At 52.6% G+C, this 23,072-nt stretch carries 20 protein-coding genes and 1 other RNA gene; 14 read left to right on the top strand and 7 right to left on the bottom strand.

Annotation, left to right across the window (positions count from 1 at the left end):
- Positions 1 to 16: 16 nt before the first annotated feature.
- The 8 genes from CEE36_00090 to CEE36_00125 all read left to right on the top strand — a co-directional run bounded on the left by CEE36_00090 (position 17) and on the right by CEE36_00125 (position 6,558).
- Entirely contained in the window at positions 17 to 1,282 is a 1,266-nt protein-coding gene (locus tag CEE36_00090) for a hypothetical protein (protein TKJ44179.1), read from the top strand.
- Complete coding sequence (locus CEE36_00095; GenBank protein TKJ44180.1) at positions 1,282 to 2,271, top strand: hypothetical protein; 990 nt, start codon at positions 1,282 to 1,284, stop codon at positions 2,269 to 2,271. Before CEE36_00090 ends, CEE36_00095 begins: the two co-directional genes overlap by 1 nt.
- Positions 2,272 to 2,281: 10 nt before the next feature.
- Positions 2,282 to 2,545, top strand: an RNA gene (gene ffs / locus CEE36_00100) — signal recognition particle sRNA large type.
- Between the two features lie 38 nt (positions 2,546 to 2,583).
- Entirely contained in the window at positions 2,584 to 4,128 is a 1,545-nt protein-coding gene (locus CEE36_00105; protein ID TKJ44181.1) for a hypothetical protein, read from the top strand.
- A complete protein-coding gene (locus tag CEE36_00110; protein ID TKJ44182.1) occupies positions 4,125 to 4,421 on the top strand; it encodes a nucleoid-associated protein, YbaB/EbfC family in 297 nt (98 codons plus the stop codon). Before CEE36_00105 ends, CEE36_00110 begins: the two co-directional genes overlap by 4 nt.
- Positions 4,422 to 4,427: 6 nt before the next feature.
- Entirely contained in the window at positions 4,428 to 5,033 is a 606-nt protein-coding gene (locus tag CEE36_00115; protein ID TKJ44183.1) for a recombination protein RecR, read from the top strand.
- Positions 5,030 to 5,875, top strand: a complete 846-nt coding sequence (locus CEE36_00120; protein TKJ44184.1) for a hypothetical protein — start codon at positions 5,030 to 5,032, stop codon at positions 5,873 to 5,875. The genes CEE36_00115 and CEE36_00120 overlap by 4 nt, the downstream gene beginning before the upstream one ends.
- The gene (locus CEE36_00125; protein ID TKJ44185.1) at positions 5,857 to 6,558 is read left to right on the top strand and encodes a hypothetical protein; all 702 of its coding nucleotides are present in this window, start codon (positions 5,857 to 5,859) and stop codon (positions 6,556 to 6,558) included. Before CEE36_00120 ends, CEE36_00125 begins: the two co-directional genes overlap by 19 nt.
- A 121-nt stretch (positions 6,559 to 6,679) precedes the next feature.
- Here CEE36_00125 and CEE36_00130 read toward each other — a convergent pair whose 3' ends face one another.
- On the bottom strand, positions 6,680 to 8,398 hold the full coding sequence (locus tag CEE36_00130) for a hypothetical protein (protein ID TKJ44186.1): 1,719 nt from the start codon (positions 8,396 to 8,398) through the stop codon (positions 6,680 to 6,682).
- 141 nt (positions 8,399 to 8,539) lie between these two features.
- Complete coding sequence (locus CEE36_00135) at positions 8,540 to 10,624, bottom strand: hypothetical protein (GenBank protein ID TKJ44187.1); 2,085 nt, start codon at positions 10,622 to 10,624, stop codon at positions 8,540 to 8,542.
- Between the two features lie 102 nt (positions 10,625 to 10,726).
- On the opposite strand from CEE36_00135, the gene CEE36_00140 reads away from it, so the two are divergent.
- From CEE36_00140 to CEE36_00155, 4 genes are read left to right on the top strand one after another with little or no spacing between them, the layout of a single operon-like run.
- A complete protein-coding gene (locus CEE36_00140; GenBank protein TKJ44188.1) occupies positions 10,727 to 11,917 on the top strand; it encodes a UDP-4-amino-4,6-dideoxy-N-acetyl-beta-L-altrosamine transaminase in 1,191 nt (396 codons plus the stop codon).
- Entirely contained in the window at positions 11,907 to 12,821 is a 915-nt protein-coding gene (locus CEE36_00145) for a hypothetical protein (GenBank protein TKJ44189.1), read from the top strand. Before CEE36_00140 ends, CEE36_00145 begins: the two co-directional genes overlap by 11 nt.
- On the top strand, positions 12,818 to 13,948 hold the full coding sequence (locus tag CEE36_00150; protein TKJ44190.1) for a hypothetical protein: 1,131 nt from the start codon (positions 12,818 to 12,820) through the stop codon (positions 13,946 to 13,948). The genes CEE36_00145 and CEE36_00150 overlap by 4 nt, the downstream gene beginning before the upstream one ends.
- Before the next feature lies 1 nt (position 13,949).
- On the top strand, positions 13,950 to 15,248 hold the full coding sequence (locus CEE36_00155; protein ID TKJ44191.1) for a hypothetical protein: 1,299 nt from the start codon (positions 13,950 to 13,952) through the stop codon (positions 15,246 to 15,248).
- A gap of 14 nt (positions 15,249 to 15,262) precedes the next feature.
- Here CEE36_00155 and CEE36_00160 read toward each other — a convergent pair whose 3' ends face one another.
- The 5 genes from CEE36_00160 to recJ all read right to left on the bottom strand — a co-directional run bounded on the left by CEE36_00160 (position 15,263) and on the right by recJ (position 21,002).
- The gene (locus CEE36_00160; protein TKJ44192.1) at positions 15,263 to 16,450 is read right to left on the bottom strand and encodes a hypothetical protein; all 1,188 of its coding nucleotides are present in this window, start codon (positions 16,448 to 16,450) and stop codon (positions 15,263 to 15,265) included.
- A gap of 46 nt (positions 16,451 to 16,496) precedes the next feature.
- Entirely contained in the window at positions 16,497 to 17,156 is a 660-nt protein-coding gene (gene fsa / locus CEE36_00165) for a fructose-6-phosphate aldolase (GenBank protein ID TKJ44193.1), read from the bottom strand.
- Entirely contained in the window at positions 17,156 to 18,031 is an 876-nt protein-coding gene (locus CEE36_00170; protein TKJ44194.1) for a tRNA pseudouridine(38-40) synthase TruA, read from the bottom strand. The genes fsa and CEE36_00170 overlap by 1 nt, the downstream gene beginning before the upstream one ends.
- Before the next feature lie 510 nt (positions 18,032 to 18,541).
- Positions 18,542 to 19,267 (bottom strand): hypothetical protein, encoded by a 726-nt coding sequence (locus CEE36_00175; protein TKJ44195.1) that lies wholly within the window; start codon positions 19,265 to 19,267, stop codon positions 18,542 to 18,544.
- On the bottom strand, positions 19,260 to 21,002 hold the full coding sequence (gene recJ / locus CEE36_00180) for a single-stranded-DNA-specific exonuclease RecJ (GenBank protein ID TKJ44196.1): 1,743 nt from the start codon (positions 21,000 to 21,002) through the stop codon (positions 19,260 to 19,262). Before recJ ends, CEE36_00175 begins: the two co-directional genes overlap by 8 nt.
- Before the next feature lie 107 nt (positions 21,003 to 21,109).
- On the opposite strand from recJ, the gene CEE36_00185 reads away from it, so the two are divergent.
- Positions 21,110 to 21,907, top strand: coding sequence for a hypothetical protein (locus tag CEE36_00185; GenBank protein ID TKJ44197.1), 798 nt, complete (start codon positions 21,110 to 21,112; stop codon positions 21,905 to 21,907).
- Between the two features lie 210 nt (positions 21,908 to 22,117).
- On the top strand, positions 22,118 to 22,903 hold the full coding sequence (locus tag CEE36_00190; GenBank protein ID TKJ44198.1) for a hydrolase TatD: 786 nt from the start codon (positions 22,118 to 22,120) through the stop codon (positions 22,901 to 22,903).
- Positions 22,904 to 23,072 lie beyond the last annotated feature (169 nt).

Consider the following 23,072-nt stretch of genomic DNA (forward strand, 5'->3'; position numbering starts at 1 on the left):
ACGAAGGAGGAAAGAGATGAGACGCCTTGTTGGTCTTTTAGGCATTGGAGTTATGGTCACACTCGCCTTTGCCGCAAGAGGAAGTCATCTCCTGGAAGGCGGGAAGGTCCACTATCGGGACGGACGTTACGAAAAGGCAGACACTCTTTTCCTGAAATCCATAGAAAAGGGCCTGGCCGTCACCGAGTCGTATATGTGGCACGGGAAGGCAAGCATAAGAATGAAGAAGCCGGATCTAATTGAAGCGGCCAGGGCGTTCCTCGAGGTGCTTAAACGCGACACAACCGCAGAGATAATAAAGAAAGACGAGGAAGCCCATGATCTTGCCCAGATCGCCTTCTACTACGGCGCGCAAAAGATGCTCTATGAGCCTTCAAAAGCAGATACCCTGATTCTGTTCCTGCGAATGGGCATCAAGCTCGACCCCAAACGCGAACAAAACTACGTGCTCCTGGGCCGTTTCCACCTGCAGAACCAAGAGCTGGATGAAGCCCTGGACGTAGCTGCAGAACTGGAGAAGATAAACCCGGAGTCCCCTGACGTAGCGTATCTTAAAGGTAGGGTAAATCTGATTAAAGGAAACAAGGAAGAGGCCGTCGAGTTATTCAAGGTATCAACCGCTAGGTTCAACACCGAGATTGAGAAACTTAAAGAAGGCATAGGTTCACAGCTGGGCATTGAGGAGGAAGATATTGACAAGATGGTCAGCGCGATAGAAGAACTCGAAGAGTCAAGGGACAGCGTATCCATGGACGACAAACAGAAACTACTCACAGAGGAGTTCGGCCTTATTCCCCCACAGGCAACAGCTTTCCTGCGGTGGCAAAGTGGCTATGCAGGCAAAAATCGCCAGCTGAGCGACGCCTATAACTGGCTGGGAAAGAGCTACATGGAAAACAAAAAATACCCGGAAGCCGATTCAGCTCTTGCCCGCTCTTTAGAGCTTGACCCGGAGAATATCAACGTTATGTGGGACAAGGCCTTAGCGTCATATTACTTAAGGAAGTATAAGGAAGCTGTGGAGCTCTTGAAGAAGGTTGAAGCAAGCGTTGAGGAAGATTATCTCGTCCACCTGTGGCTCGGCATATGCTACCTGAAGTTCGATCCTAAGGAACTCGATGAAGCAGAAAAGCATCTGGAAAAAGTGATTGAAATAGACGAAAACATAGCAGATGCTTACCGCAACCTAGCCGTTATAGCAAGGGAGCGAGGGGAGATCAAAAAAGCCAGTGAACTGTTAAAGAAATACGACGAGTTGATCAAAAAGGAAGGAGGAAATTGATGAAGTTAAAACACATCCTCACTGCTGTAATTATCGTACTCGGACTCGCCCTTGCTGCCATACTCATTATACCTCTGGTCAAGCTCTCACGTCCGGTTCAGGTGAAGGTGCTTGTAGAACCTTCTGTTTCCTCCGTTCCTGTATACTACGCTCAGGAAAAGGGTATCTTTGAAGATAAAGCAGTAAAGGTTGAAGCAACGATAGAGCGGGTCGAGGATCCCCAAAAGGCGCTTGAGGCTTTGGTTGCAGGTCAAGCCGACTTTGCTTTAGTCCCCTGGCCAGAGGCGTTGCGCTGGATGAGCGAGCGTGGTGATACCTTGCTTTGCTTCTTTGCGGTGGAGTTCAAGGTAGCAACACCCCAGGAGGGGCTCTTTCCCCGCAAGGGACTGAGATTCGATAAGATAAGCGATCTCGAAGGAAAGACTGTAGGCCTAACCCCGGGAACCGAAACGGCAATGCGGGCTGCTATTGTCTCCACAGAGATAGATCCAGCCACGGTCACAATCAAGGTCTATCCTTCAGAGAAGCTCCTTGCAGCACTTGAGTCTGAAGAGGTCGATCTTATCTTACCACTTGAGCCCTACTTCACCTTAGCCAAGGGCCATCTGAGCGAACCATTTGCAGAAGGTGCCATGTTCCTCAAGTGGATCAACTCTCCCTACCTGGGCTCCGGTCTTTTCGTAACCACCGAGTACTTTCATGACAATGAACTTGCTGTGAAACGAATGAACAAGGCCATGGAGTTAACCTATCTCGAGATGGCCAAGAATACCGATACCGCTCGTGCTGTCCTTGCACGCGCCTTCGGAATCGAAGACAAACCGTTGATCGAACGCCTGAATCTACCCGGCTTCCAGCGGACTCACGAGATCGACCAAAACGCTATCCAGGAACTGGCCGACAAGCTTGAGATATACGGGGCTATCCCGAAGGGATTGAATACCATGGATATGAAGGTAGTTATCCCTAAAGAGGAACTTCGAGACTAGTGAGGTTCGGCCGTGCTAGGCGGGAGGCTGGCGGTCTCCTTTACTCGAAACCCGCCATACGCGAGGCTGAAGGGCATCATGAGGCCGGGAGAGCGGGGGCCACTGCGGGAGCGGACGATGATGAAGATCGGGTCTTTGCTCGCAACGCCCCGCCAACCCCGCCAGGTCCGGAAGGAAGCAACGGTACGCGGACGCTGTTACGGTGCAAAGTAAGCCTGGTTGGAGTCGCCTCGTTTTTGCAGTCCTTGCCGCCCCGGACGAAGGTGCCGCACGGCCGAACACTTTTAAACCAAGGAACCCTCTAGTCAAAAAATGATGGAACCCCGCACATTCTCTCTGCGCTACCGGCCCCAGACCTTTGATGAATTATTCGACCAGAAGCACATCAAGCGCACCCTAATAAACGCCATCCAGCGCAACCGGCTCGCACATGCCTATCTTTTCGCAGGCCCAAGAGGGGTTGGTAAGACGACAACGGCAAGAATACTTGCCAAGAGTCTGAACTGCGTAGAAGGGCCAACAATCCATCCGTGCAACAAGTGCTCGACGTGCCTGGAGATAGCGGGCTCCAAGAGCTTTGACGTGCTTGAGATAGACGGAGCATCCAACCGAGGGATAGACCAGATAAGGGAGCTGAGGGAGAACGTCCGCTACAGACCTACAAGTGGGCGCTACCGCATCTATATTATTGATGAGGTTCACATGCTGACTACCGAGGCGTTCAACGCGCTTCTTAAAACCCTTGAGGAGCCTCCTCGGCATGTGATCTTCATCTTTGCTACCACCCAACCTCACAAGGTTCCTGCAACCATCCTCTCGCGCTGCCAGCGGTTCGACTTCAAACGCATAGCGCCTGACGTTATAACCAAGCGCCTTAAGATGATAATCGAGAATGAGAAGCTGGACGTCGAGGAGAATGCCATACGATTGATCGCGGATATCGCCGACGGCGGCCTGCGCGACGCAGAAGGCGTGCTTGAGCAGATAACCACCTTCAAGCAAGGGAAGGTCACTGCAAACGACGTAACCGAGCTTTTAGGGATAGTCCCATATGAACGTTTCTCCCATCTTCTCAAGCTGGTTGAAGAGAAAGACGAAGCCGCGCTGCTTGCGTTCCTGGAGCAGACCTTTTCAGCAGGATACGACGTGGCCGAGTTCTACTTCGGGATGATAGGTTTTCTACGCGTCCTTCTATTTACCAGTTTGGGCATGACGGCGGATAGATCAGCCTTCCCTGAAAGCGCCTTGAGCGAAACCCAACATTATACCACAAAGCAGCTGGTACGGATACTTGAGCGTTTTCTCAAAGCCGAAGAGGCCTTCAAGCGCAGCCGCGAGAAGGTTATCTTCATAGAAACCATGGCACTTTCATTACTGGATATGGGAGAAAAGCAACCGGTTCCTAAAGAATCCTCCCGATCACCAAAAACCTGCCCATCCTCACTGACCTCAAAACCAACCCTTGCAAATGGGAAAGAAAAGGCGGATGAAAAGCTGAAGGAAGCGGAAGAACCGGCACAAGCCGCATCCCTTAAACAGGTATGGAAACGCTTTATGGAAGAGATAGAAACCGAGGAATCCTTTGTAACCCTGGCGCTTCAGGGATCAGGGATCATAGAGGCTCAAGACAACCTTTTAACGATAGGGATAAACAACAACCCGGAGCTCAATATAGGCCGTCTTAAAGCGGAACAGGAACACCTCGAGGAAATGTTTTCAAAGCTCGCAGGGCAAAAGCTACGGCTGGAGTTTAAGGCAAGCAAGCCCCAAAAAGCAGAAAGCCGGGGTTCTAAATCCAAACCTCGCTCTGCGGTTGAGGATGTGCTGGACATCTTCAAAGGAGAGATAGTTCGATGAGACAAGCCGACTTATTACGCAAAGCCCAGGAGATCCAGAATAAAATAGCCGATATCATGGCTGCGGCACGAGGCCAGGCAGCCTCTGGCGGGGGGATGGTCAAAGCCGTAGCCGACGGAAACGGCACCATACTTGAGCTTAAGATAGAGCGAGAAGTAATCGATCCAGAAGAAAGCCAGATGCTTGAGGACCTCGTGATCGCTGCGGTCAACGAAGCGCGACGCAAGGCAAAACAGGCAGCGCAAGCCGAGGTCCAAAAGGTTATAGGCATTCCTTTTCCAGGTCTTTTCTGATTCCGAATGACTGCATTAGCCAGGCTGATCCAACGCTTTAAGCAACTGCCCGGTATAGGCGAAAAAAGCGCACAGCGTATCGCACGCTACATCTTGCGTATTGAGCATGAAGATGCCGCTAGGCTCAGCGAAGCGATACTTGAGGCGCGCAGCCGGACCCGTACCTGTAGGCGCTGCGGCAACCTGACAGAAGATGAGTTTTGTGAGATCTGCAAAGACCCCTCACGCGTACAGACCGAGATCTGCGTTGTAGAGGAGGCTTTTGATATACCGCTGATCGAGCGTGCCGGGGCCTACCAAGGACTTTATCACGTGCTTGGCGGGGTGCTTTCCCCTATGGAGGATGTATCTGCAGACGAGCTGCGTATCACGGAACTCGTAGAACGTGTCAAGAATGAAGGGACAAAGGAGGTGATACTTGCAACCTCGGCGACAACCGAGGGAGAAACCACCGCCCTTTACGTGGCCGGACAACTTAAGGGCATGGGTATACGCGTATCAAGAATCGCAAGGGGCATCCCAGTAGGTGCGGACCTTGGACTCGCAGACGAGGTTACTATCAGCAAGGCTATTCGCGGTCGTGAAAGCCTGGACAGCGGAGAGCGGACTTGAAGTTCGGCTTCCACGTAAGCATCGCCGGAGGTTTTACCAACGTTATCGAGCGTGCAAACCGTCTGGGGTGTGAGACGGTGCAGATATTTACCGCCTCCAACAAGCAGTGGAAGCGCACCCCTCTTGATCCTGATGTGGTCGCTGGTTTTCGGGCATCACTAAAAGAGGCTCAACTCCATCCGCTAACCGTTCACCTGTTTTATCTCCCTAACCTTGCAACGCCTGACGAAGAGCTGCTCGAGCGTTCGCGGCAGGTGCTTTCAGCAGAGCTTGGACGCTCATCCATCCTGGGCGCTGATTTCCTGGTTCTTCATCCCGGCGCTTATAAAAACTCCAGTCCGGATAAAGGAATCAGTCGTGTGAGCCAATCGTTGAATCGTGCGATTTTAGCTGCAGATGAAGAGAAGGTAAAGATACTTGTCGAGAATACCTCGGGCGGCGGCACACGCCTTGGGGGAAGTTTTGATGATCTGGCAAGGATAATAGATGGGGTTGATAAGAAGGATTCCGTGGGTATCTGCCTTGATACCGCTCACGCCTTCCAGGCAGGCTACCCCCTTCATACCAGCAAGGGATTGGAAGAAACCCTGGCCCAGATAGATCACCTGATAGGTCTTGAGAAACTTCTACTACTCCACCTGAATGATTCCAAGACCCCATTAGGCAGTAACAACGACCGTCACTGGCATATAGGTAAGGGCGAGATGGGTATCCAGGCGTTCCGCAGGATAATCAACCATCCTAAACTTAAGCACCTGTCTGCGGTCATGGAGACCCCAAGCGCACCAGATGGCGACGTCCGCAACATGGCTATGGTCAAGAAATTGAGAGAAGAAGGTTGATTGAGCTCAAAGATGTAGCCATAGTCATTCCCGCCTATGAGGTTGCAGATACATTAGAAAAGGTGCTGGCGGATTGGTTTCGCTTCGGTGCTGTATCTTATCAGATCTGGGTGGTTGACGACGGCTCACCTGATGGAACCGGCGATGCGGCGCGATGTATGGGGGTAGGCGTTTTGAACCATAAGAAAAACCGGGGCAAAGGAGCGGCGCACAAGACAGGGTTCGCTGCGGCAATCAAAGCAGGCTATGAATGGATCATGACCATTGACGCGGATACCCAACACGACGTAGGGGAGGCCTCAAGGTTTCTTGCCCTGAACCCGGCAGAATTCGACATGGCGATAGGCACACGACGCCACAACATGGCCGGTATGCCCTTCGACCGCTGGTTCATTAACCGTCTGACATCGATGGTACTCTCGATCTTTGGGGCACATAAACCGGTCACCGACTCACAGTGCGGATACAGGCTCATCTCCGCAGAAGTCCTGCGGAAAGTACCTCTAAGGACGAACCACTTCGACACCGAGTCCGAGCTTGTGGCCCGGGCTTTACGGGCAGGTTATCGGATAGCCGAGGTACCCATCACCACACTCTACACCTCGCCACGCTCACACATCAATCCATTCCTGGATACCCTGCGTTTCATAAGGCTCTGCTTCCGCTACCTATTCTGGTGGTAGCCCTCCTCATTCGATAGTTTAATATCCCAATATCCAAATCAAAGATTGCCCATTTAGGAATCTACACGCACAAAAAAAGCCGCCCCTTGGTCGGGGCGGCAAATCTTTAAGAATTATGTGCTTAGCGCACGAATACAGTCTTACGCGTCAGGTTAGCTGCAGGCGAAGAGAACTTGATGAAGTAAACACCGCTAGGAAGCGCACTTTCGTCAAGCGTGAACTCGTGCACACCCGCCGCAAGGTTGCCTTCATGAAGGGTCAGCCTGCGGCGACCGACCACGTCAAGCACGTAAAGCTCACCATCGGTAAGGGCAGGCAACGAAAGCATAACCGCTCCACCGGTAACTGAAAGTTCATAAGTAGTCGGGGCAATCTCCTTCTCTTTCACAGCCGCAGAAGTGCAGTAGACCGAGTCGTAGATGGTATCGTTGTCCGGTACCGAGTCGCCAGCAAGTAATGTGTAAACCCGGATGTCGTACCAGGCACTATCGTGATGAGGAATGTTCAGCCACCCATTAAAGGTAACCTCTGCTTCCTCGTCCACACCCAGCGGGCCAACGGTCTTCGTGCTTGAGTAGTCCTGAAACCCGGAGTAGAAGATCTTGAACTCCACATTAAACGTAGCTGGCGTGTTGCTCTGATTGCGAACCGTGGCCACAGGAGTATACGTGGAGTCGGGATGGATCTGTCGGAGATCCGGCGGGTGACCTTGGAACCACCACGTTACGGGTAAGACGTCCTTGATGATCTTGGTGACGTATTTTAGATCACCGTTGGTCGCATCATAGTAGGAGATGTGGGGAAAGCTGGCATCACCTTGATAGCTGAGGGCAATGGATGTATACTTTCCAACGTTACCTGTTGTATCCACCTTCTCGGTATGCCAGCCGAGGTAGTTCTCGGAGTAGGCGTACTTGAGATCGCCATTCGCTTCACTGTAGTAGCTGGCGTGGGTAGAACCAAGCGCCTGAGATCCGTATGACCCTTGATCTATTACATCGATTGCCCATGTCGATCCGGTCCAGCGAGCATACGTGAGGTATCCGTTTGTAGCATTGAAGTAGCTGATGTAGGGGAGGCTGCCTGCATCTTCGTTGATGACGATATCAGGCCAGGCTCCTATGTTATCACCGGGAACCATCTCAACGGTATCTATCATCCAGTTACCTGAAACAAGATACGCATACTTCAGGTAACCGGTGCCGGTCAAGGGGTCGCCGTCCCAGGCGTAGTAGGCGATGTAGGGGGTGCCGATGGAATCAAGAGTGATCGAGGTGCCGGATATATCGGTCCAGAATATAGGAAGCGGCCCTACGCTGTCCACTGTATCGCGCACCCATCCTGTAGCCGAGGATCGAACGTAGAGGAGATAGTTCGTGGTAGCATCATAGTAGGATATATGAGCATAATCATCTTGATCCACCGCTATATCGCATCCCTGGCCCACATCGTTGTCGCTGGGATCCGGAGTGCCGACAATCCAGTGTCCTGAACCATCAAGGCTCGCCCATTTGAGATTGGCGTTCGCCACGTCGTAGTATGCGATCTGAGGCAGGTCGGTCAGCGGACCAAGAGCCAGTGAGGCGAAGATGCCGACTCCGCCCAGGCCGCCGTTATCGTCGACAACCTCTATATCCCAATCCGTGCCGTTCCAGGCAGCATACTTGAGAAACGCACTGTCCGCGTATAAGTAGGCGATGTGTGGGCTATTCTCCGAGTCGATCGCCAGTGAGGTAAATAGCCCGACGTTGCCGGTGGTATCCACTGCCTTGATGTCCCACGCTTGCCCGAAGGCGCTAACCACCCCTATTACGAGAAGCACACTTATCCATTTCTTCATAAAGACCTCCTTGGGTTTAGATGTTCGTAACAACTCCATATATCCGTATAATCGTAAGGATTTTAGGGCGTTTGTCAAGTGGTAAGGTTAATAAAGAACCGCTCTTAAAAAATCCACTCGTGCCACAGAAGACAAGGGACTTCATCGAGAGGAAGGAGCTTTCACGACCTTGCAGTACCAGTTCTTGCCCCGAATAAAATACACCCCAGCAAGCAGCTCGGAGGCGTCAAACCTGGCCCCATGAATGTTCGCCTGAAGTCTGCCCGAGGCGTCGTAGAGCCGGGCCTGGACCGGTCTGCTGAAATACAAAACGGAACTAAATGGATTTGGCCATACATCCAATACAGAGGCAGGCAACGCCGAGGATTCATCTATCCCTAATCCAAGGAAAAGCACACGCAGCAACCCATCATATCCGTCTGCAACCAATAGGGTATCGCCGAGAGAAACGACATCCCGTGCCTCGCCGCCGGTGTTCAAACTCCCAACAAGATGCGGAAAGGATGGGTTGGCTACGTCGTATGCGTAGATTCCGGCCGCTCCATGTGCTAAAAAAAGATTGCAAGCCTCCAAGACAAGGGAAAAGTTAACGTGCTCGGTCGGGATGGTAGATAGCAGTTGCCAATCCAATCCAGAGATGTCGTAGATAGCCGCACCTTCGGTTGCTTGGGCTACGAAAAGTAGCGAGTCCTGCAAGGCCATATCAAGCACACCGCCTGCAGTAGGTTTAACTCCCAGAAGAAGCGGGGAGGCAGGCACCCTGACATCAACCACGGCTATACCGGACTCCTCGAACCCCACATACACCGTATCTCCGCTCTTGAGTACCGCAAGCGCGCGAGCATCCAGGTGAATACGCGTCGCCTCGCTTGGAAAGGACGGATTGGAAAGGTCAACCACAATAAGTCCGGAATCGCCGCAGGCAAGGTAGGCAAAACTTGAATCAACTTCCAAAGCCCAGACATGGACCTCATCCATACTAAGGCGAGAGATCAAGTTGACCACGCTTACCGGATCATCCATATGATAAAGTCCAAGCCCGGCCCAGCTCTCGGCTACGTAAAGCGTATCGTCGTGAATTTCGAGATCTCGCGGCCAGTCTTGCGTTGAAAAAAATCGCGTGAGGAAAAACGAATCGCTTCTCGGAAAGAATGCAAGTGTTCCGCCTTGCATACCCAGCACAATCCAGTCATCATTACAGGCTACTGCCTGCGATGATCCACCAAGAACCGCGTCGTCTGTATGAGAAGGAGTGGCAGGATCGGAAAGATCGAACAACCACCAAGAGCCAAGGTGACCGGCCAGTGCAGCATAATCACCTGCGATCGAGATATCGTAAGGCCATACATCAACCTCTCCGAATCCCAGGCTGGCTATCTCGTTATGCGAAACCAGATCGACGACATGGACCGAATCGTCCCATGAAGCCACGCAGGCGAGTGTATCGTCCAGATCAACATCCCACGCACCGAATATCGGTATCGAAGCAAAAAGAACAGGATCATAAGGCGCTGAAATGTCAACAACATGCATACCTCCGTCGAACGAACACACCACCGCCTTATCGCGCAATGAATCGAGTGCAAGCCCGTAGTGCTGGCCTGTAAGGTCGAGTCCTGCGATAGAACGTGGCTCACAAGGATCGGAGACGTCCAGCACCAAAAGGCCTTTAGAGACATCTGTGGCGTAGAGGAAGTCTTCGTAAAGCTCAAGCGAACGAAGATTAAAACCGGAAAGAGAACCTAGGAGCTGGGGATTAGACGGGTTGCGGCAGTCGTATATCTCAAGACCTTCTGAACCCATCGCAGTGTAAAGGGTATCGCCGCGGGTTGCAAGACCGAAGACTCGCCCGCCGGTGGAAAAGAGATTAAGTAGTTGGGGATCGTTAAGGGATAAGACATCCACAATCGCAACGCCCCGGTCGTCTATAGCAACATAAAGACGACTGTTGGATTTTATACAAGTGTAGGCCATCCCTGGAAAAATAATCTCGGAAAGCCAGAAGACTTCCCCTGAGGAGCTAACCTCACCAATTTGCAGCACCGCACCGTTTGTGTAGAAGAGGTAGTCACCATCGCGCAGCACCGAGAACCCCGACCCGTACGGCCAGTGGTCAAGAACCTCGAAGTTATAATCGGTACGAGAACGTGAATATGAAGGCATATCTAAAACATCAGGGGAACGTCCACCCCATGCAAGAAGAAGTGAAACTAACAAAGCAATCACTCTACTATCCTAGTGGTTTGACCAACGTTGTCAACTCAAGACCCGGAAATTGAAGACCGACCTACTCATTGACGGGAACCGAATTCCGGCTAAAATGGCTTAATGAAACCAGCGATTGAGGGCGGGAAGCCCGTACGTGAAGAGCCTCTTGTCTTCGGCAAACCTGACATCCGAATGGAAGATATAGCCGAGGTCGTGGACACCCTGCGTTCGGGCTGGATAGGCCAAGGTCCGAAAACCGAGCGCTTCGAGCAGATGTTTGCCGAATATACCGGAGCAAAGCACGCAATCGCGGTAAACTCATGCACAGCCGCGCTTTACCTCTCGCTTGGTATGCTTGAGCTGGGACCTGAAGACGAGGTCATAACATCTCCCATGACCTATCCCTCGACCGCCAACGTTATACTTCATCACGGGGCAAAGGTTCGCTTCGCAGACGTTGATGAACGAAGCGGAAATATTGATCCGGTTAATGTCCAGGAGCAAATCACCACCAAAACCAGGGCGGTTATTCCAGTGCATCTTCATGGCTACCCCGTTGACATGGAGGCGATACTCTATCTGGCAGAGTATGCCAGCATTGCCGTCATAGTTGACGCGGCACATGCAATCGAGGCTCGTTACATGGACAAGCACGTTGGGGTGCTGGGGGATGCGGCCTGCTTCAGCTTCTACGCCACCAAGAACGTCACTTCTGCCGATGGTGGTATGATCACCACCGATCGAGACGACTGGGCCAAGAGATTCAAGCTTCTAAGGATGCACGGGATAACCCGAACCGCGTGGAACAGATTCAAGGAAGAAGGTTTCAAGTTCTACGATACGGTGACTCCCGGCTACAAGCTAAACCTTACCGACCTGCAGTCTGCGATGGCTCTGCACCAGATGGAGCGCATCGAGGATAGCTGGAAGAGGCGGACTGAGGTGTGGAAGGCATACGATGCCGCGCTCAGCCAGATGAAAGGAATAGAAACCCCGCCTGAGCCTGGAGAAGGTCGTCACGCCCACCACCTCTACCCGGTGAGGCTGAAGTTGGAGCAACTGAGTATAACAAGGGACGAGTTTCTCGAGGCGCTCAAGGCGGAAGGCATCGGTGCCGGCATCCACTTCATCTCGCTTCATCTGCACAGCTTCTACAAAAACACCTTCGGATTTAAGCCGGATGATTTCCCGGTAGCGGCAAGGATATCACAGCGCACCCTGTCATTACCCCTCTCCCCAGCCCTCACAGATACCGACGTAGAGGATGTGATAGCCGCTGTCCGCAAGCTTCTTTCCTACTATGCCCGTTGATTTCAAACCCTGGAAGGGGATCTGGGACGCCTGTCCGTGGGCTACCCCGTTCGCCTCCCCCCTATGGCATGCGGTGACCGAAGAGATCGAGCCCGAAGATGCGAGTTTTGAGTGGAAGGGGATCATTACCCCCTTACGTAAGATCAAACTGGCCAAAGGGCTGCTCTCCGGATATGAATCTTCCGTACCCGGAGTCCCGGCAGGACCCATCGCTCTTAAAGTACCCGATGCCGCCACGATCGAGGCCTACTGGCAAGAACTACTACGTAGAACAGGGGGCAAGTTCCTTATCCACCTCCCGCCAAACTCTCCATTCATCAACGCTGTCTTCAGAAAAACAGAGATCTATACTCATATTCTTAATATCTCTGAGAAGGACAGAAAGATGTCCAAACACCATAGGGATCGAATGAAAAAAGCCCAAAAGGCAGGGGTATATGTAACCCCTGGCCTGCGTGATGAGGACTTTGAGGCCTACATGGATATGTATAACGCGTCGCTGCAACGATGGAAAACCAAACCTGCAAGGATATATCCACAAGACTTCTTCCAGCGGGTACGGGAGATACTTGTGCCGGCTGACTCGGCAGGCTTCTTTATAGCATGGAAAGACATAAAACCCCAGGCAGGATCCCTTGTGCTTTACGGGCATAAAAGAGCGGTATCCTGGCATACGGTAAGGGCCGATGACTCTGTGCGGGGTGCGAATCAACTCCTGAACTGGACGATTATGGAACAAGCGGCAAAACGGGGGATAACCGAATTCGACTTCGGACCAAGCCCTAGAATGGAGGGGGTAGCGAAATTCAAAGAGAGATTCGGCGCTGAGCTGGAATCTCAAATAACGATAGTAGGACCTGCCCGTTTATTTTCCTCCTACTTTCTACGCAGAGTAAGACAATGATATCGATAGGGCATTTCCACTACTGTTTCTTTGAACGTTCCGAGACGTTCATCCACCATCAGCTTGCGTCCTTAAAACGCTACCGACCGGTGGCTATATCTTTGATATCTCGGAACCTGGATGAGTTTTCTTTACCCAACGGAGTCCACTACGATGTTGGCTTGGCCCTTCCTAGACCTGGCCTGCAGTTCCTCGCCCCCTTCAGGTATTCGGCACTAAAACTGGCAGCGGAGCTTTTCTGCAGAGAGCAAATCGCCCTCCTGCATGCTCACTTCGGCACCTGGGGAGCCTACGCCCTGCCTTTGCAAAAAAGCCTGCGCGTGCCGATGGCAGTTACCTTCTATGGACAAGACATGTCCCTGCTCCCTAAAAGGACGATATGGCGAAATCGGTTCCAGAAGTTATGGAAGAAGGGAGACCTGTTTCTTGTCGAAGGTCCCCACATGATGGCGGAACTCATTAAACTCGGCGCTCCTCGAGAAAAGGTAGCTCTCCAGCGCATCGGGGTTCCGGTATCGGGGATAGGGTTTCGCATACCCAAGATCAAATCCGATCCCCACACCGCCCTATGGGCAGGCCGCATGGTTGAAAAGAAAGGACTGATGGATGCTCTCAAAGCGCTAGGGATACTGAGCAATAAAGGGATCGGTCTCGATCTGCGGGTGATAGGAGACGGCCAGGAAAGAGCCAAGGCGAAAAGATTTGTTCAAGAGAAAGGACTTGAGGATAAAGTGAGGTTTCTGGGCTTTCTTGATTACCAAGGCTATCTTAGAGAGCTCAAGCAGGCGGATTTCCTCATCGCCCCAAGCAGAACATCAAGCAAGGGTGAAACCGAAGGTGGAGCGCCTACCACCATACTGGAAGCCCAAGCACGCGGCCTGCCGGTCGTAGCCACCCGTCATGCCGACATCCCGTTTATCCTACCACAGAATTACCCCTATCTAGCCAACGAAGCCGATCCCGCAGATCTTGCCCGCGTGATAAAACTACTGCTCGATGATCGAAAAAGATGGCCCCAAATCGCACGTGAAGGTCGCAAACACGTTGAGCGTTTCCATGATCTCAAAGCAACCACTCAATCGCTAGAGAAACACTACGACCGCCTTTTAACCGAACGAATCCGGTAGGATGAAGCGCAAAGGCGATTTCCTGGCCAAGGCCACGGGAACGTTCCTGACAATGGGATTCAGCACGTGTTTAGGTTTCATCGTGAACCTGATCCTGGCTCGTGTGCTAGGTCCGGCTGGGAAAGGAACAATCGCACCTGCCTTGTCGGTGGCGACCATCGGGATAACCATAGCCTCACTGGGGCTCGATCACTCCGCAGCCTACTTCCTGGACAAGAAACCTTTCAGGGCGAAGGATGTACTCCTGACCTCTTTTCTGTTTGCTATCATATCAGGCGTTCTGGCGTCCATGGGTATACTCCTGGCACTTGAGTATGTAATCCCGGAAGCCACCTCGCTAACCCGCCTGTTCTTTGCGGGCGGCGTCTTCTTCACCGTTATCTACAACATATCCCACAGCGGTCTTCTGGGACGCAACCGACTCGGTCTCATAAATCTTGGACGAGTGGCCTCGGATGTCTTAAGAACCATCCTAGCGACGCTTTTCCTCTATTCCCTGTGGCCGACGATAGAGGGGTTTGCCTTCGCATATATGATCGCTCAGGCTCTGAACGCAATCCTTGTAACCGTCTTTGCCTTTAGAGAAGTAGGAATTATCGGTGCCAAGATAGACCTCTCGTTTCTCAGCAGAGCGGTAGGATTCGGAGTGGCGGTTTTCTTGGCTTCGCTTACCTTGCAGGCCAACCGGCAGATAGGGGTGCTGATTCTCAAAATGCTTAGATCGGTGGAGGAAACCGGTCTCTACGCACAGGCACAAACCTTTGCCAACCTCCTGCTTCTTCTACCCCAGGCGCTCTCCTTTGCCCTTTACGGAGCGGTGGTAGGGGAACGGGGCAAAGAGGAGTTCACTGCAAGAATCGTAAGGCTGTCGATTTTTTCTCTGCTTGTGCTCTCTGGGATTGTAGCTTTGATCGCCCCCTGGCTTATCCCCGCCCTGTTTACCGAAAAGTTTACTCCAAGCATTCCATATCTCTGGGGGCTTCTGCCCGGCGTGGTGATCTACGCCCTGCCTCAGCTTTACGCCTCATTCATAATCGCAAGCTGGGGCAAGCCCTGGTACGTTTTTGCCGCGAGTATCCTTGGACTTTCCTTGAATGTCCTGCTCAACCTGTTGCTTATCCCCTATCTTGGGGCGTGGGGAACGGTTATCGCCTTCGACGCCGCCAGCATCGCGATGGCTCTTTACTATGTCGTATTCCTTAAAAAGCAGACTGGAATAAGTATAAGAGGGCTACTGCTGCCCTCTGGAGAGGATTTCCGCTTTCTGTTAAGACGCCTCAAGTCTTTCTTTAAACGGTAAACCGGAGTCTCGGCTTATACCGAGGAAGAACTGATAAATCGCCGGTAGATAGCAACCTCCTGGTTTAGCCTTTCGGGCCAGGTTAGAAGAATCCTACGGGAGAATTCTTTTGCCCGTCTGCCGAGGTCTTTTCTGAAGGATTTCTCGCGCATGAGCCGCTCGATCCCTCGCGCCGCGCCTTCGAGGTCATAGGGTTTATAGAGCAGCCCGGTCTGGCCGTGACGGATAAACTTGCGGGTGCAGCCGACGTCCAGGGTAACGACCGGTTTACCCAAAACTAGCGCCTCAAGAACGGTGTTGTTGATGTTGGATACCTCCTGGGTGGAAAGAACCACGCTAGCCCCGGAAAGCATTTCGTGTACCTTGGCTCGCGAAACGTTTCCCAAAAAATGCACGTTGGATGAGACCCCCAGCTTCCTTGTAAGCTTTTCCAGCATCCGCCGCCGTGGGCCATCACCAAGAATGATAAACTGAACCTCAGGCAGACTCTTCTTACATAAGGCGGCTATCCGGATAAATCTATCAACGCGCTTCTCCTCAATCAGACGTGTGGCAGTCAAAACATAAGGAGGAGAAGATTCCTTGCAGTCCATGGACAAAAGAGATGGGGAGTAGCCGTTGATAAGAAAGTCGTAGTTATCCTGTGGGACACCAAATATACGCAGGGCCTCATCCCCGCAGGTCCCGTCATCGGTAAGAACGATGTGATCCGGCGGATTACGAAGGATAAAGAGCAAATCGAAGTAGCGCTCGCGAAGCAGACCTCCCCTGAGTTGCTCTATGGGAGCGCTTATGCCGTATAGCCTTGAGATCGCGGGAACCCCGAGATAACGAGCGGCGCGGCGCAAGGCAAAGGCATTCTCCAACCCGTGTCCCACCACGAGATCGAAACGCTCGCCGGATTTTCTCAGCCAATCCGACACAAGCACCGACCATGCACTGACCGCAGGCAGGCGGTATATAAACGCGATCCCCGTCTTAAGAAGGGGGCGGAAACGTACGAATGGATTAGAGATCCGGACAAAACGGACGTCACCCTTTTCTTCAATATGCGGTAGTCCCGCAGCATGCGGCGTAAGGTGCGTTACCTCAAATCCCGCCTTCACCAAGGCTTGTATTGCGTAACCCTCTGACGGCGATCCCCCACCCTGACCCATCACCCAGATGGAAGGCCACGGCGAGATGGAAAGCACCCTTCTCAACCTGTTCTCCTCAAAATATTTAGAGTGATTTTGCCTTCGGGCAAAATCACTCTATCGAGAAACCGGTCTTCTCCCAGTCGTCTAGAAACCGTTTGAGACCGATGTCGGTTAGTGGGTGCTTTACCATCTGACGGAAAACCCTGGCAGGCATGGTGCAGATATCCGCACCGATCAGTGCCGCTTGCATCACGTGCTCGGGATGACGGGTGCTGGCAAAGATGATCTGGGTATCGATGCCGTAGTTGTCAAATATCTCTCTTATGCGAGCCACCTGATTGATGCCCTCATGGCCTATGTCGTCAAGGCGGCCCACAAATGGTGAAACGTATGCGGCACCGGCATTCGCCGCAAGGATCGCCTGAAGCGGAGAGAAGGTAAGGGTCATGTTCACGTGGATTCCTTCCTCGAAGAGCACACCTGTCGCCTTAAGTCCCTCAGGGATGCAGGGGATCTTGACCACTATGTGTTCTGATATCTTGGAAAGTGATTGTGCCTGCCTCACCATACCATCGGCATCGAGAGCTGTAACCTCTGCAGAGACAGGTCCTTGAACAACGTCGCATATCTCTTTAAGGAGCGCGCGGTAGTCGCCGCGGTCGCGCTCCCTGGAAAGCAACGTAGGGTTGGTGGTTACCCCATCAACCACCCCCCAACCGGCTATCTCACGTATCTCGTCTATGTTTCCTGTGTCAAGGTAAAGTTCCATTACGCCTCCTTAGGATAGACTACTTTCACAAGCACCAGGCCGTTTGCAGGGGCAGTGATGGTCTGCACAGGTTTGGTGCGGTTGAACAATTCTGGTATGATCTGCGGTTCTATCATACCGCGTCCACACTCGGTCATAACCCCCACCATCCTTCGAACCATCTTGTAAAGGAAGGATCTCCCCTTCACCTCTATGATTATCTCATCGCCCTCCTCTCTGATATCCACTGAGCCTACGGTGATAGAAGGGCGTGGATCCTCGACCTCACAGAGTGCTGCGTAGTCGTGCTCCCCGACCAAGAGATCGATGGCGGCTCGCATCTTAGATATATCCAGAGGGTAGTGATACTCCCAGGCGGCGGCTCTCCGCAAAGGCGAGCGAGCACGGATGATACGGTAGCGATAGAGTTTAGATGCAGCATCCCGCTTCGCATCAAAGGAATCCGAAACCTCCTCAATAGATTTGATGAAGATCGATCTGGGTAAAACCGAGTTCAATGCTATCTGGAGGCGATCAGGAGGAAGCGATTCCTTGTAATCGAAAGACGCCACCTGAGCCAGGGCGTGTACCCCTGCATCGGTGCGTCCGGCGCCGGTTATTCGAATCTCTTCTCCTGTAATCTGCTTAAGGGCGTTCTCGATCTCGCCCTGCACCGTTACCCGCTCCGGCTGAATCTGCCAGCCGAAGAGGTTTGTGCCGTCGTATTCTATAACAGCCGCAAGCCTCATCTCACCACCACGGCTGCAGCCAGAAGAACCACACTCGCTGAAAACAGCACCCATCCGGGCTGCTTGCCTTTGATCTCGATAGGATGGGTAACGATACCCTGTGCATCCCCGAAGACACCCGCGACGGCTTCGGGAACCTCCTTCCATCTCCTGACCTTGGATAAAGACTCAAGAAAAAACGGTATGGAGAGAAGCGCCAAAGCAAGAACTTCACCGATGACGGGGCGGCGAAAAAGCTTCTCAGAGAGCTTTGCCAGGCCCCATACCAGCTCTTCGCGGGTACAGACGTAAACGAGGAGCAAGGAGAAGAAAAGCGCCAAAGCGAAACGAGCGCCTATTATTGACGCAGTCCAAACCGCGTCTGCACCCTTGGAGCGGTTGAGAAACCAGTTGAAGAAAACGCTGAGCACGATCAGGGGAAGTGATATCTTGAGGTATCTTCCCCAGAATCTCCATCCTGCGCGGCCTAAAAATGCAAGCACGACGCAGAGCGCACCGGCTCCGGCAAACTCCTCCCACCGGGATAAAAAGGGCACGATGGTTATAAACAAGATCGTGACAGCGATAAGCATCACCGGAGAGATTCGGGACAGCGGGGGGCGAGTTGTTCTCATAGACCGAGAATAGGGAAAGCAAGCCAGATGTCAATAAGATTTATCATTGGCTCGATCGGCGGACGATGATGCCCCAGTTACGCCCTGCCCCCCGCTCACGTCGGTGAGAGTAGAACCGGCGACGTTCACATGAGGTGCAGAGATCAAGCGACGCGCCCTCAACCGCTCCAACGGATGAAAGGAGGAAGCGATTGGCCGAGCGCAAGTCAAGATAAAGCCCCTTAGATGTCTTGCTAAAAAACCGATTCGCCTCAGGCCAGGTCTTTCGAAATGCCTCAAGAACCTCTTCATCCACCCTGTAACAGCACTTGCCGATCGAGGGACCAAGTGAGTAGCGTAGACGATGGGAAGATATGCCCTCCTTCTGGATCTTCTCAACGAACCGCAGGACTATCTTTGAAAGCGTCCCTCGCTGACCGGCATGGATCACACCGATCAGCGATCTCTTCTCGCTCCATACGAAGATTGGCACACAATCCGCAACCCGGACCGAGAGTGCAAGGTTTTCCTGGGTGGTAAAACATCCATCAGCCTTGATCTCACCAGGGCCATCCACATGAACTACGTGATTGGAATGGGTCTGATTCATGGTTACCAAGGAATCATTCCAGCCCGCAGATAGAAGCTGACCGTCCAAATCGAGGTTGTGATCCGGATCGTTGTCTCTGCTCCGGCGCGTCGTGAACAAAAGTTTTACGTCCGGTGAAGGATCAAGAAGGTAGAACCTCAATCCGTCCTTGGAAATCAAGCGCCACGCCTTCTCAGGCATCAAAATCCTCCGGTTCGTAGCGCAGCTTGAGGTCTTGAGCTATAAGCTGCATTCTTTTCTTTCCCCAGTAACTATCTTCAGCGATCCGGTAGGCAAGATCCACTGCTTCCTTGCGTCCGGCCTCGAGCTTAAGGATAAGGTCGGATTTACCGAACGCAAGAACGGGCATGGTGGTTTTATCCTTGCGCACGGTAAACTTGAGATGGTTACGCCCAAACACCCGTGGAGTCCCAACCACCTCCAGCCCACGAGTGGCAAAAGAAGGCCCAGGATTACCCACACCGAAAGGACGAAAGCGCTCGAAACAGGCGGTGGTTTCAGCATCAAGATCGCCAAGCTGGACCTCGGCCTCAAGATAGAGCCGGGGTTCGAAAACCTCACGAGGGTATCCCATGGCATGTTCGTTTATCGCCTGGGTGAAGCGGGCAAGTTTTGCCTTTTCCAGAACCAGCCCTGCCGCGGCCTCGTGCCCGCCGAAGGTAACCAGATGCTCGTGCACTGCAACCAGGGCATCATAAAGGTGAAATCCATGTACACTTCTAGCTGATCCCTTAAGCCTGCCTTCTTTTTCCGCAAACATGATGGTTGGTCGGTAGAAATCATCCACCAGACGAGAGGCGACTATCCCGATGACACCCTCATGCCAGTTGGGACGATAGCAAACAAGCACGCGTGGATCAGTTTCCCTGATCTGGTGTTCGGCGAGAATCCGAGCCTCTTCAAGGATCAAATCCTCGGTCTGTCTGCGGTTGCGGTTAAGGTGATCCAGCTTGAGTGCAAGGGACTGTGCAACTTCAGGGTCGGTGGTGAGAAGTAACCTCAGAGCCTCTAGGGCGTCTGCCATACGACCTGAGGCGTTCAAGCGAGGTGCTAAGCCGAAGGCTACATTGGAGGCGGTTATAGGCTTCCCGGCGAGTCTGGAGACGTCAAGAAGCGCTTTAACACCCACCTTATCGGTTTTTGGGATATGTTGGAGTCCGAAGCTTGCAAAGACCCGATTCTCGTCAATCAAGGGTGCTACATCGGCGATGGTGCCGAGGGCAACAAGATCGAGATCTTGGTTGAGAGCATCCAGAGATTCCCCCGCACGCCCAGAAAGCGCGGCAAGAAGCTTGTATGCCACACCAACCCCGGCAAGCTCTGCAAAGGGATAGGTTGAGTCCGCTCTCTTGGGATCAACCACAGCAATGGCTTCGGGCCATTCCTCGCCGGGCTCGTGATGATCGGTGATCACAAGATCGATCCCGGCCTCTTTTGCCAGCAGTGCTTCCTCGATCGCCGTGATACCACAGTCCACCGTGAGAATCACCGATGTCTGGTGTTCTTTGGCTGCATCTATCGCCTTGGCAGAGAGCCCGTAGCCCTCGCGCATCCGGTGAGGAAGATAGAAATCAGCCCCGATCCCTAACCTGGCAAGTCCACGCACCAGAAGGGCAGTCCCTGTAACGCCGTCAACGTCGTAGTCGCCGTGAACCAGAACCTTCTCTCCCTTACTCCGCGCATCAAGCAATCTCTCAACCCCTCGCTCCATATCGGGCAACCCGTAGGGATCGTGCAGATGCTCTAAAGATGGATTCAGAAACCTAGTAACCGCATCCTCATCCCTGTAGCCGCGCTTCCACAAAACCAATGCAGGCAGATATGGAATACCCTGGTGGGAAGCAAAATCTCTCACCAGCCGATCGTCCACAGACTCACTGATCCAGCGCCGTGTCTTGTAGATAGATGGGGACATCAATGAATTCTAGTCAATACCCCCAGCTATGTCAAACTTACCCCACCATGAGGATAGAAGATTCCCTCACACTTGACAGAAGGGGCTAAGGACGTTATTATTCCATCGTGATTGCATTGATTTTATTAACACTCATGGGTTCTGAGAAGGACAGCACCCGTGAGCTTATCCCCTATCTTGGGGGAGCCCAAGGCAGCGGGTTCATCCTCTGGGGTGATGCCGCATCCGACGAGCTGATTACAACAATCTTCCCTACGGTAACAGAAGGGATGAAAGCTGATACCTCCCGAACCTTCAGCGCAGTTGCTTTTATACAGATAGATCGCTCAGGAGCGATCGTAAAGGAGCCGGTGCTTTTAGAGGAAAGCAAAGTCCCTGAATGGGACACAACGATTATCACGACCTTACGCGGCTGGTTGTTTAGATCATCTCGCGACAGCCTGCGCCTGGATACGGTCGAGTTCCGCTACATAGCGCGCAAACCCGGGAAGGGTGGCACCTCCATTATCAAAGCGAAGGGACGGGAAGACTTCCACCCAGCCGCCTTCACCTCGGTGGATGAGATCCTGGCTAACCAGACGAAAATGCCTCCTCCTCGGGACAGCACCGCTCCAATGGGCATCAACTTCACCCTCTCAGGTGAGCTAGGTTTTAACGATCTGGAGAGCCACATCCTGCCTGATCTTGAAGAAAACATGAAGGAGAAGGACATCGCCTATGTCACCGCACGTTTTGCGATAGTGGTGAACGATAAAGGTCTAATCGAGGATGTCACGGTTATCCAATCAAGCGGGAGAACTGCCTGGGATTCGGAACTTGAGAAAGCCATGCTTCAGTGGCGATTCAAGCCCTCCTACAGGCTACAGCGTAAAACCGACGTGATATTCGTAGTAACCCTGGAGTGAGGAATTTACAACCCATTCGTTACGTTCACGCAGGGAAAACTCACCCCCAGCGTTATCAGCAATAAAATTCACCATCTCGGTTGGTGGACTCTTCCATGGTGGGGATTGTTTTTAACTTGACACCTTCATTATCCTCGTTAGAATAATTTTCTTGAGTCCCCTTTCTCATGGATCAGAGGAATTGGAGGGCAAAAACGATTGGAGAGATAAGTGGTTGGTATCCGCTATATAGACGCACATGCTCATCTTTTTGGAAGGGATAGAGAAGACATCAACGATGCTCAGCTACGCATAGGTCGTGCGGCCGAGTTGGGGGTTACGATAATCGCAATCGCGCAGGTTCCGAGGTTCTGGGAGGCGACCCTTAAGCTGGCAGAAAAACATGACAATCTGTTTGTTGTCTTGGCTGCCGCACATCCTGATGATTCAATGACCGAGACCTTTGAGCGCCTGGTTCGCTTATGCAGGGATGAACCGCGTGTTGTAGGTATAGGAGAGATCGGTCTCGATTACCGGCAAGGCAAACCTCCGGATCTTGCCAGGCGTAAGGATCAACTTTGCGAGCACATCCAGATTGCACGGGAGGTTAACCTGCCCATTGTGATCCACGACGGTAAAGCCACCAACGACGTCCTTAAGATCCTGGATGAAGAGGCGGCGAGTGATGTGGGAGGGATGATTCATTTCTTCACCGGTACCCCCAGACAGGCTCAGCGCGCTATTGAGCTGGGTTTCTTCATCTCTTTCGGTGGCCCACATACCTATGCCAAGCCGCTTGCAGAACTTGTTCGCATCGTGCCGCTTGAGAGTGTACTTGTGGAGACAGACTCCCCTATGTTGGCGCCACCCAAGCATCACAAGGACGAAGCCAACGAACCGGCTTTGGTGGTGGACGTGATGAGAGGGATAGCCGAAGTGCGTGGTATGAACCCAGAGGAGTTACGAGAGGCGACGACCGCGAACGCGATCCGCCTCTTCCGGCTGGACGAGGACTGATATAACGCCCTAACCGAGCCTTATTTCGTAACTGCAATGCCTTATCTAAAGTCGTCCAGGGTCAACACATCGTTACCAGGTAGTAGGGGGTTGAGGTCGCCGAGAAGGGGGGAGTGGATAAAGCTTTCATCAAGGTGAGCGTAGCCTAAAGATCGGAGCAATCATATTC

This window comes from candidate division TA06 bacterium B3_TA06, from assembly GCA_005223075.1.
GTDB lineage: Bacteria > Hydrothermota > Tepidihabitantia > B3-TA06 > B3-TA06 > B3-TA06.

Coding starts and splice junctions, on each gene's coding strand:
- CEE36_00090 (TKJ44179.1), top strand. CDS start 17: ATGAGACGCCTTGTTGGTCTTTTAGGCATTGGAGTTATGGTCACACTC.
- CEE36_00095 (TKJ44180.1), top strand. CDS start 1,282: ATGAAGTTAAAACACATCCTCACTGCTGTAATTATCGTACTCGGACTC.
- CEE36_00105 (TKJ44181.1), top strand. CDS start 2,584: ATGATGGAACCCCGCACATTCTCTCTGCGCTACCGGCCCCAGACCTTT.
- CEE36_00110 (TKJ44182.1), top strand. CDS start 4,125: ATGAGACAAGCCGACTTATTACGCAAAGCCCAGGAGATCCAGAATAAA.
- CEE36_00115 (TKJ44183.1), top strand. CDS start 4,428: ATGACTGCATTAGCCAGGCTGATCCAACGCTTTAAGCAACTGCCCGGT.
- CEE36_00130 (TKJ44186.1), bottom strand. CDS start 8,398: ATGAAGAAATGGATAAGTGTGCTTCTCGTAATAGGGGTGGTTAGCGCC.
- CEE36_00140 (TKJ44188.1), top strand. CDS start 10,727: ATGAAACCAGCGATTGAGGGCGGGAAGCCCGTACGTGAAGAGCCTCTT.
- CEE36_00145 (TKJ44189.1), top strand. CDS start 11,907: ATGCCCGTTGATTTCAAACCCTGGAAGGGGATCTGGGACGCCTGTCCG.
- CEE36_00150 (TKJ44190.1), top strand. CDS start 12,818: ATGATATCGATAGGGCATTTCCACTACTGTTTCTTTGAACGTTCCGAG.
- CEE36_00155 (TKJ44191.1), top strand. CDS start 13,950: ATGAAGCGCAAAGGCGATTTCCTGGCCAAGGCCACGGGAACGTTCCTG.
- fsa (TKJ44193.1), bottom strand. CDS start 17,156: ATGGAACTTTACCTTGACACAGGAAACATAGACGAGATACGTGAGATA.
- CEE36_00170 (TKJ44194.1), bottom strand. CDS start 18,031: ATGGAAGGAGGTTCCCGAAGCCGTCGCGGGTGTCTTCGGGGATGCACA.
- CEE36_00175 (TKJ44195.1), bottom strand. CDS start 19,267: ATGCCTGAGAAGGCGTGGCGCTTGATTTCCAAGGACGGATTGAGGTTC.
- recJ (TKJ44196.1), bottom strand. CDS start 21,002: ATGTCCCCATCTATCTACAAGACACGGCGCTGGATCAGTGAGTCTGTG.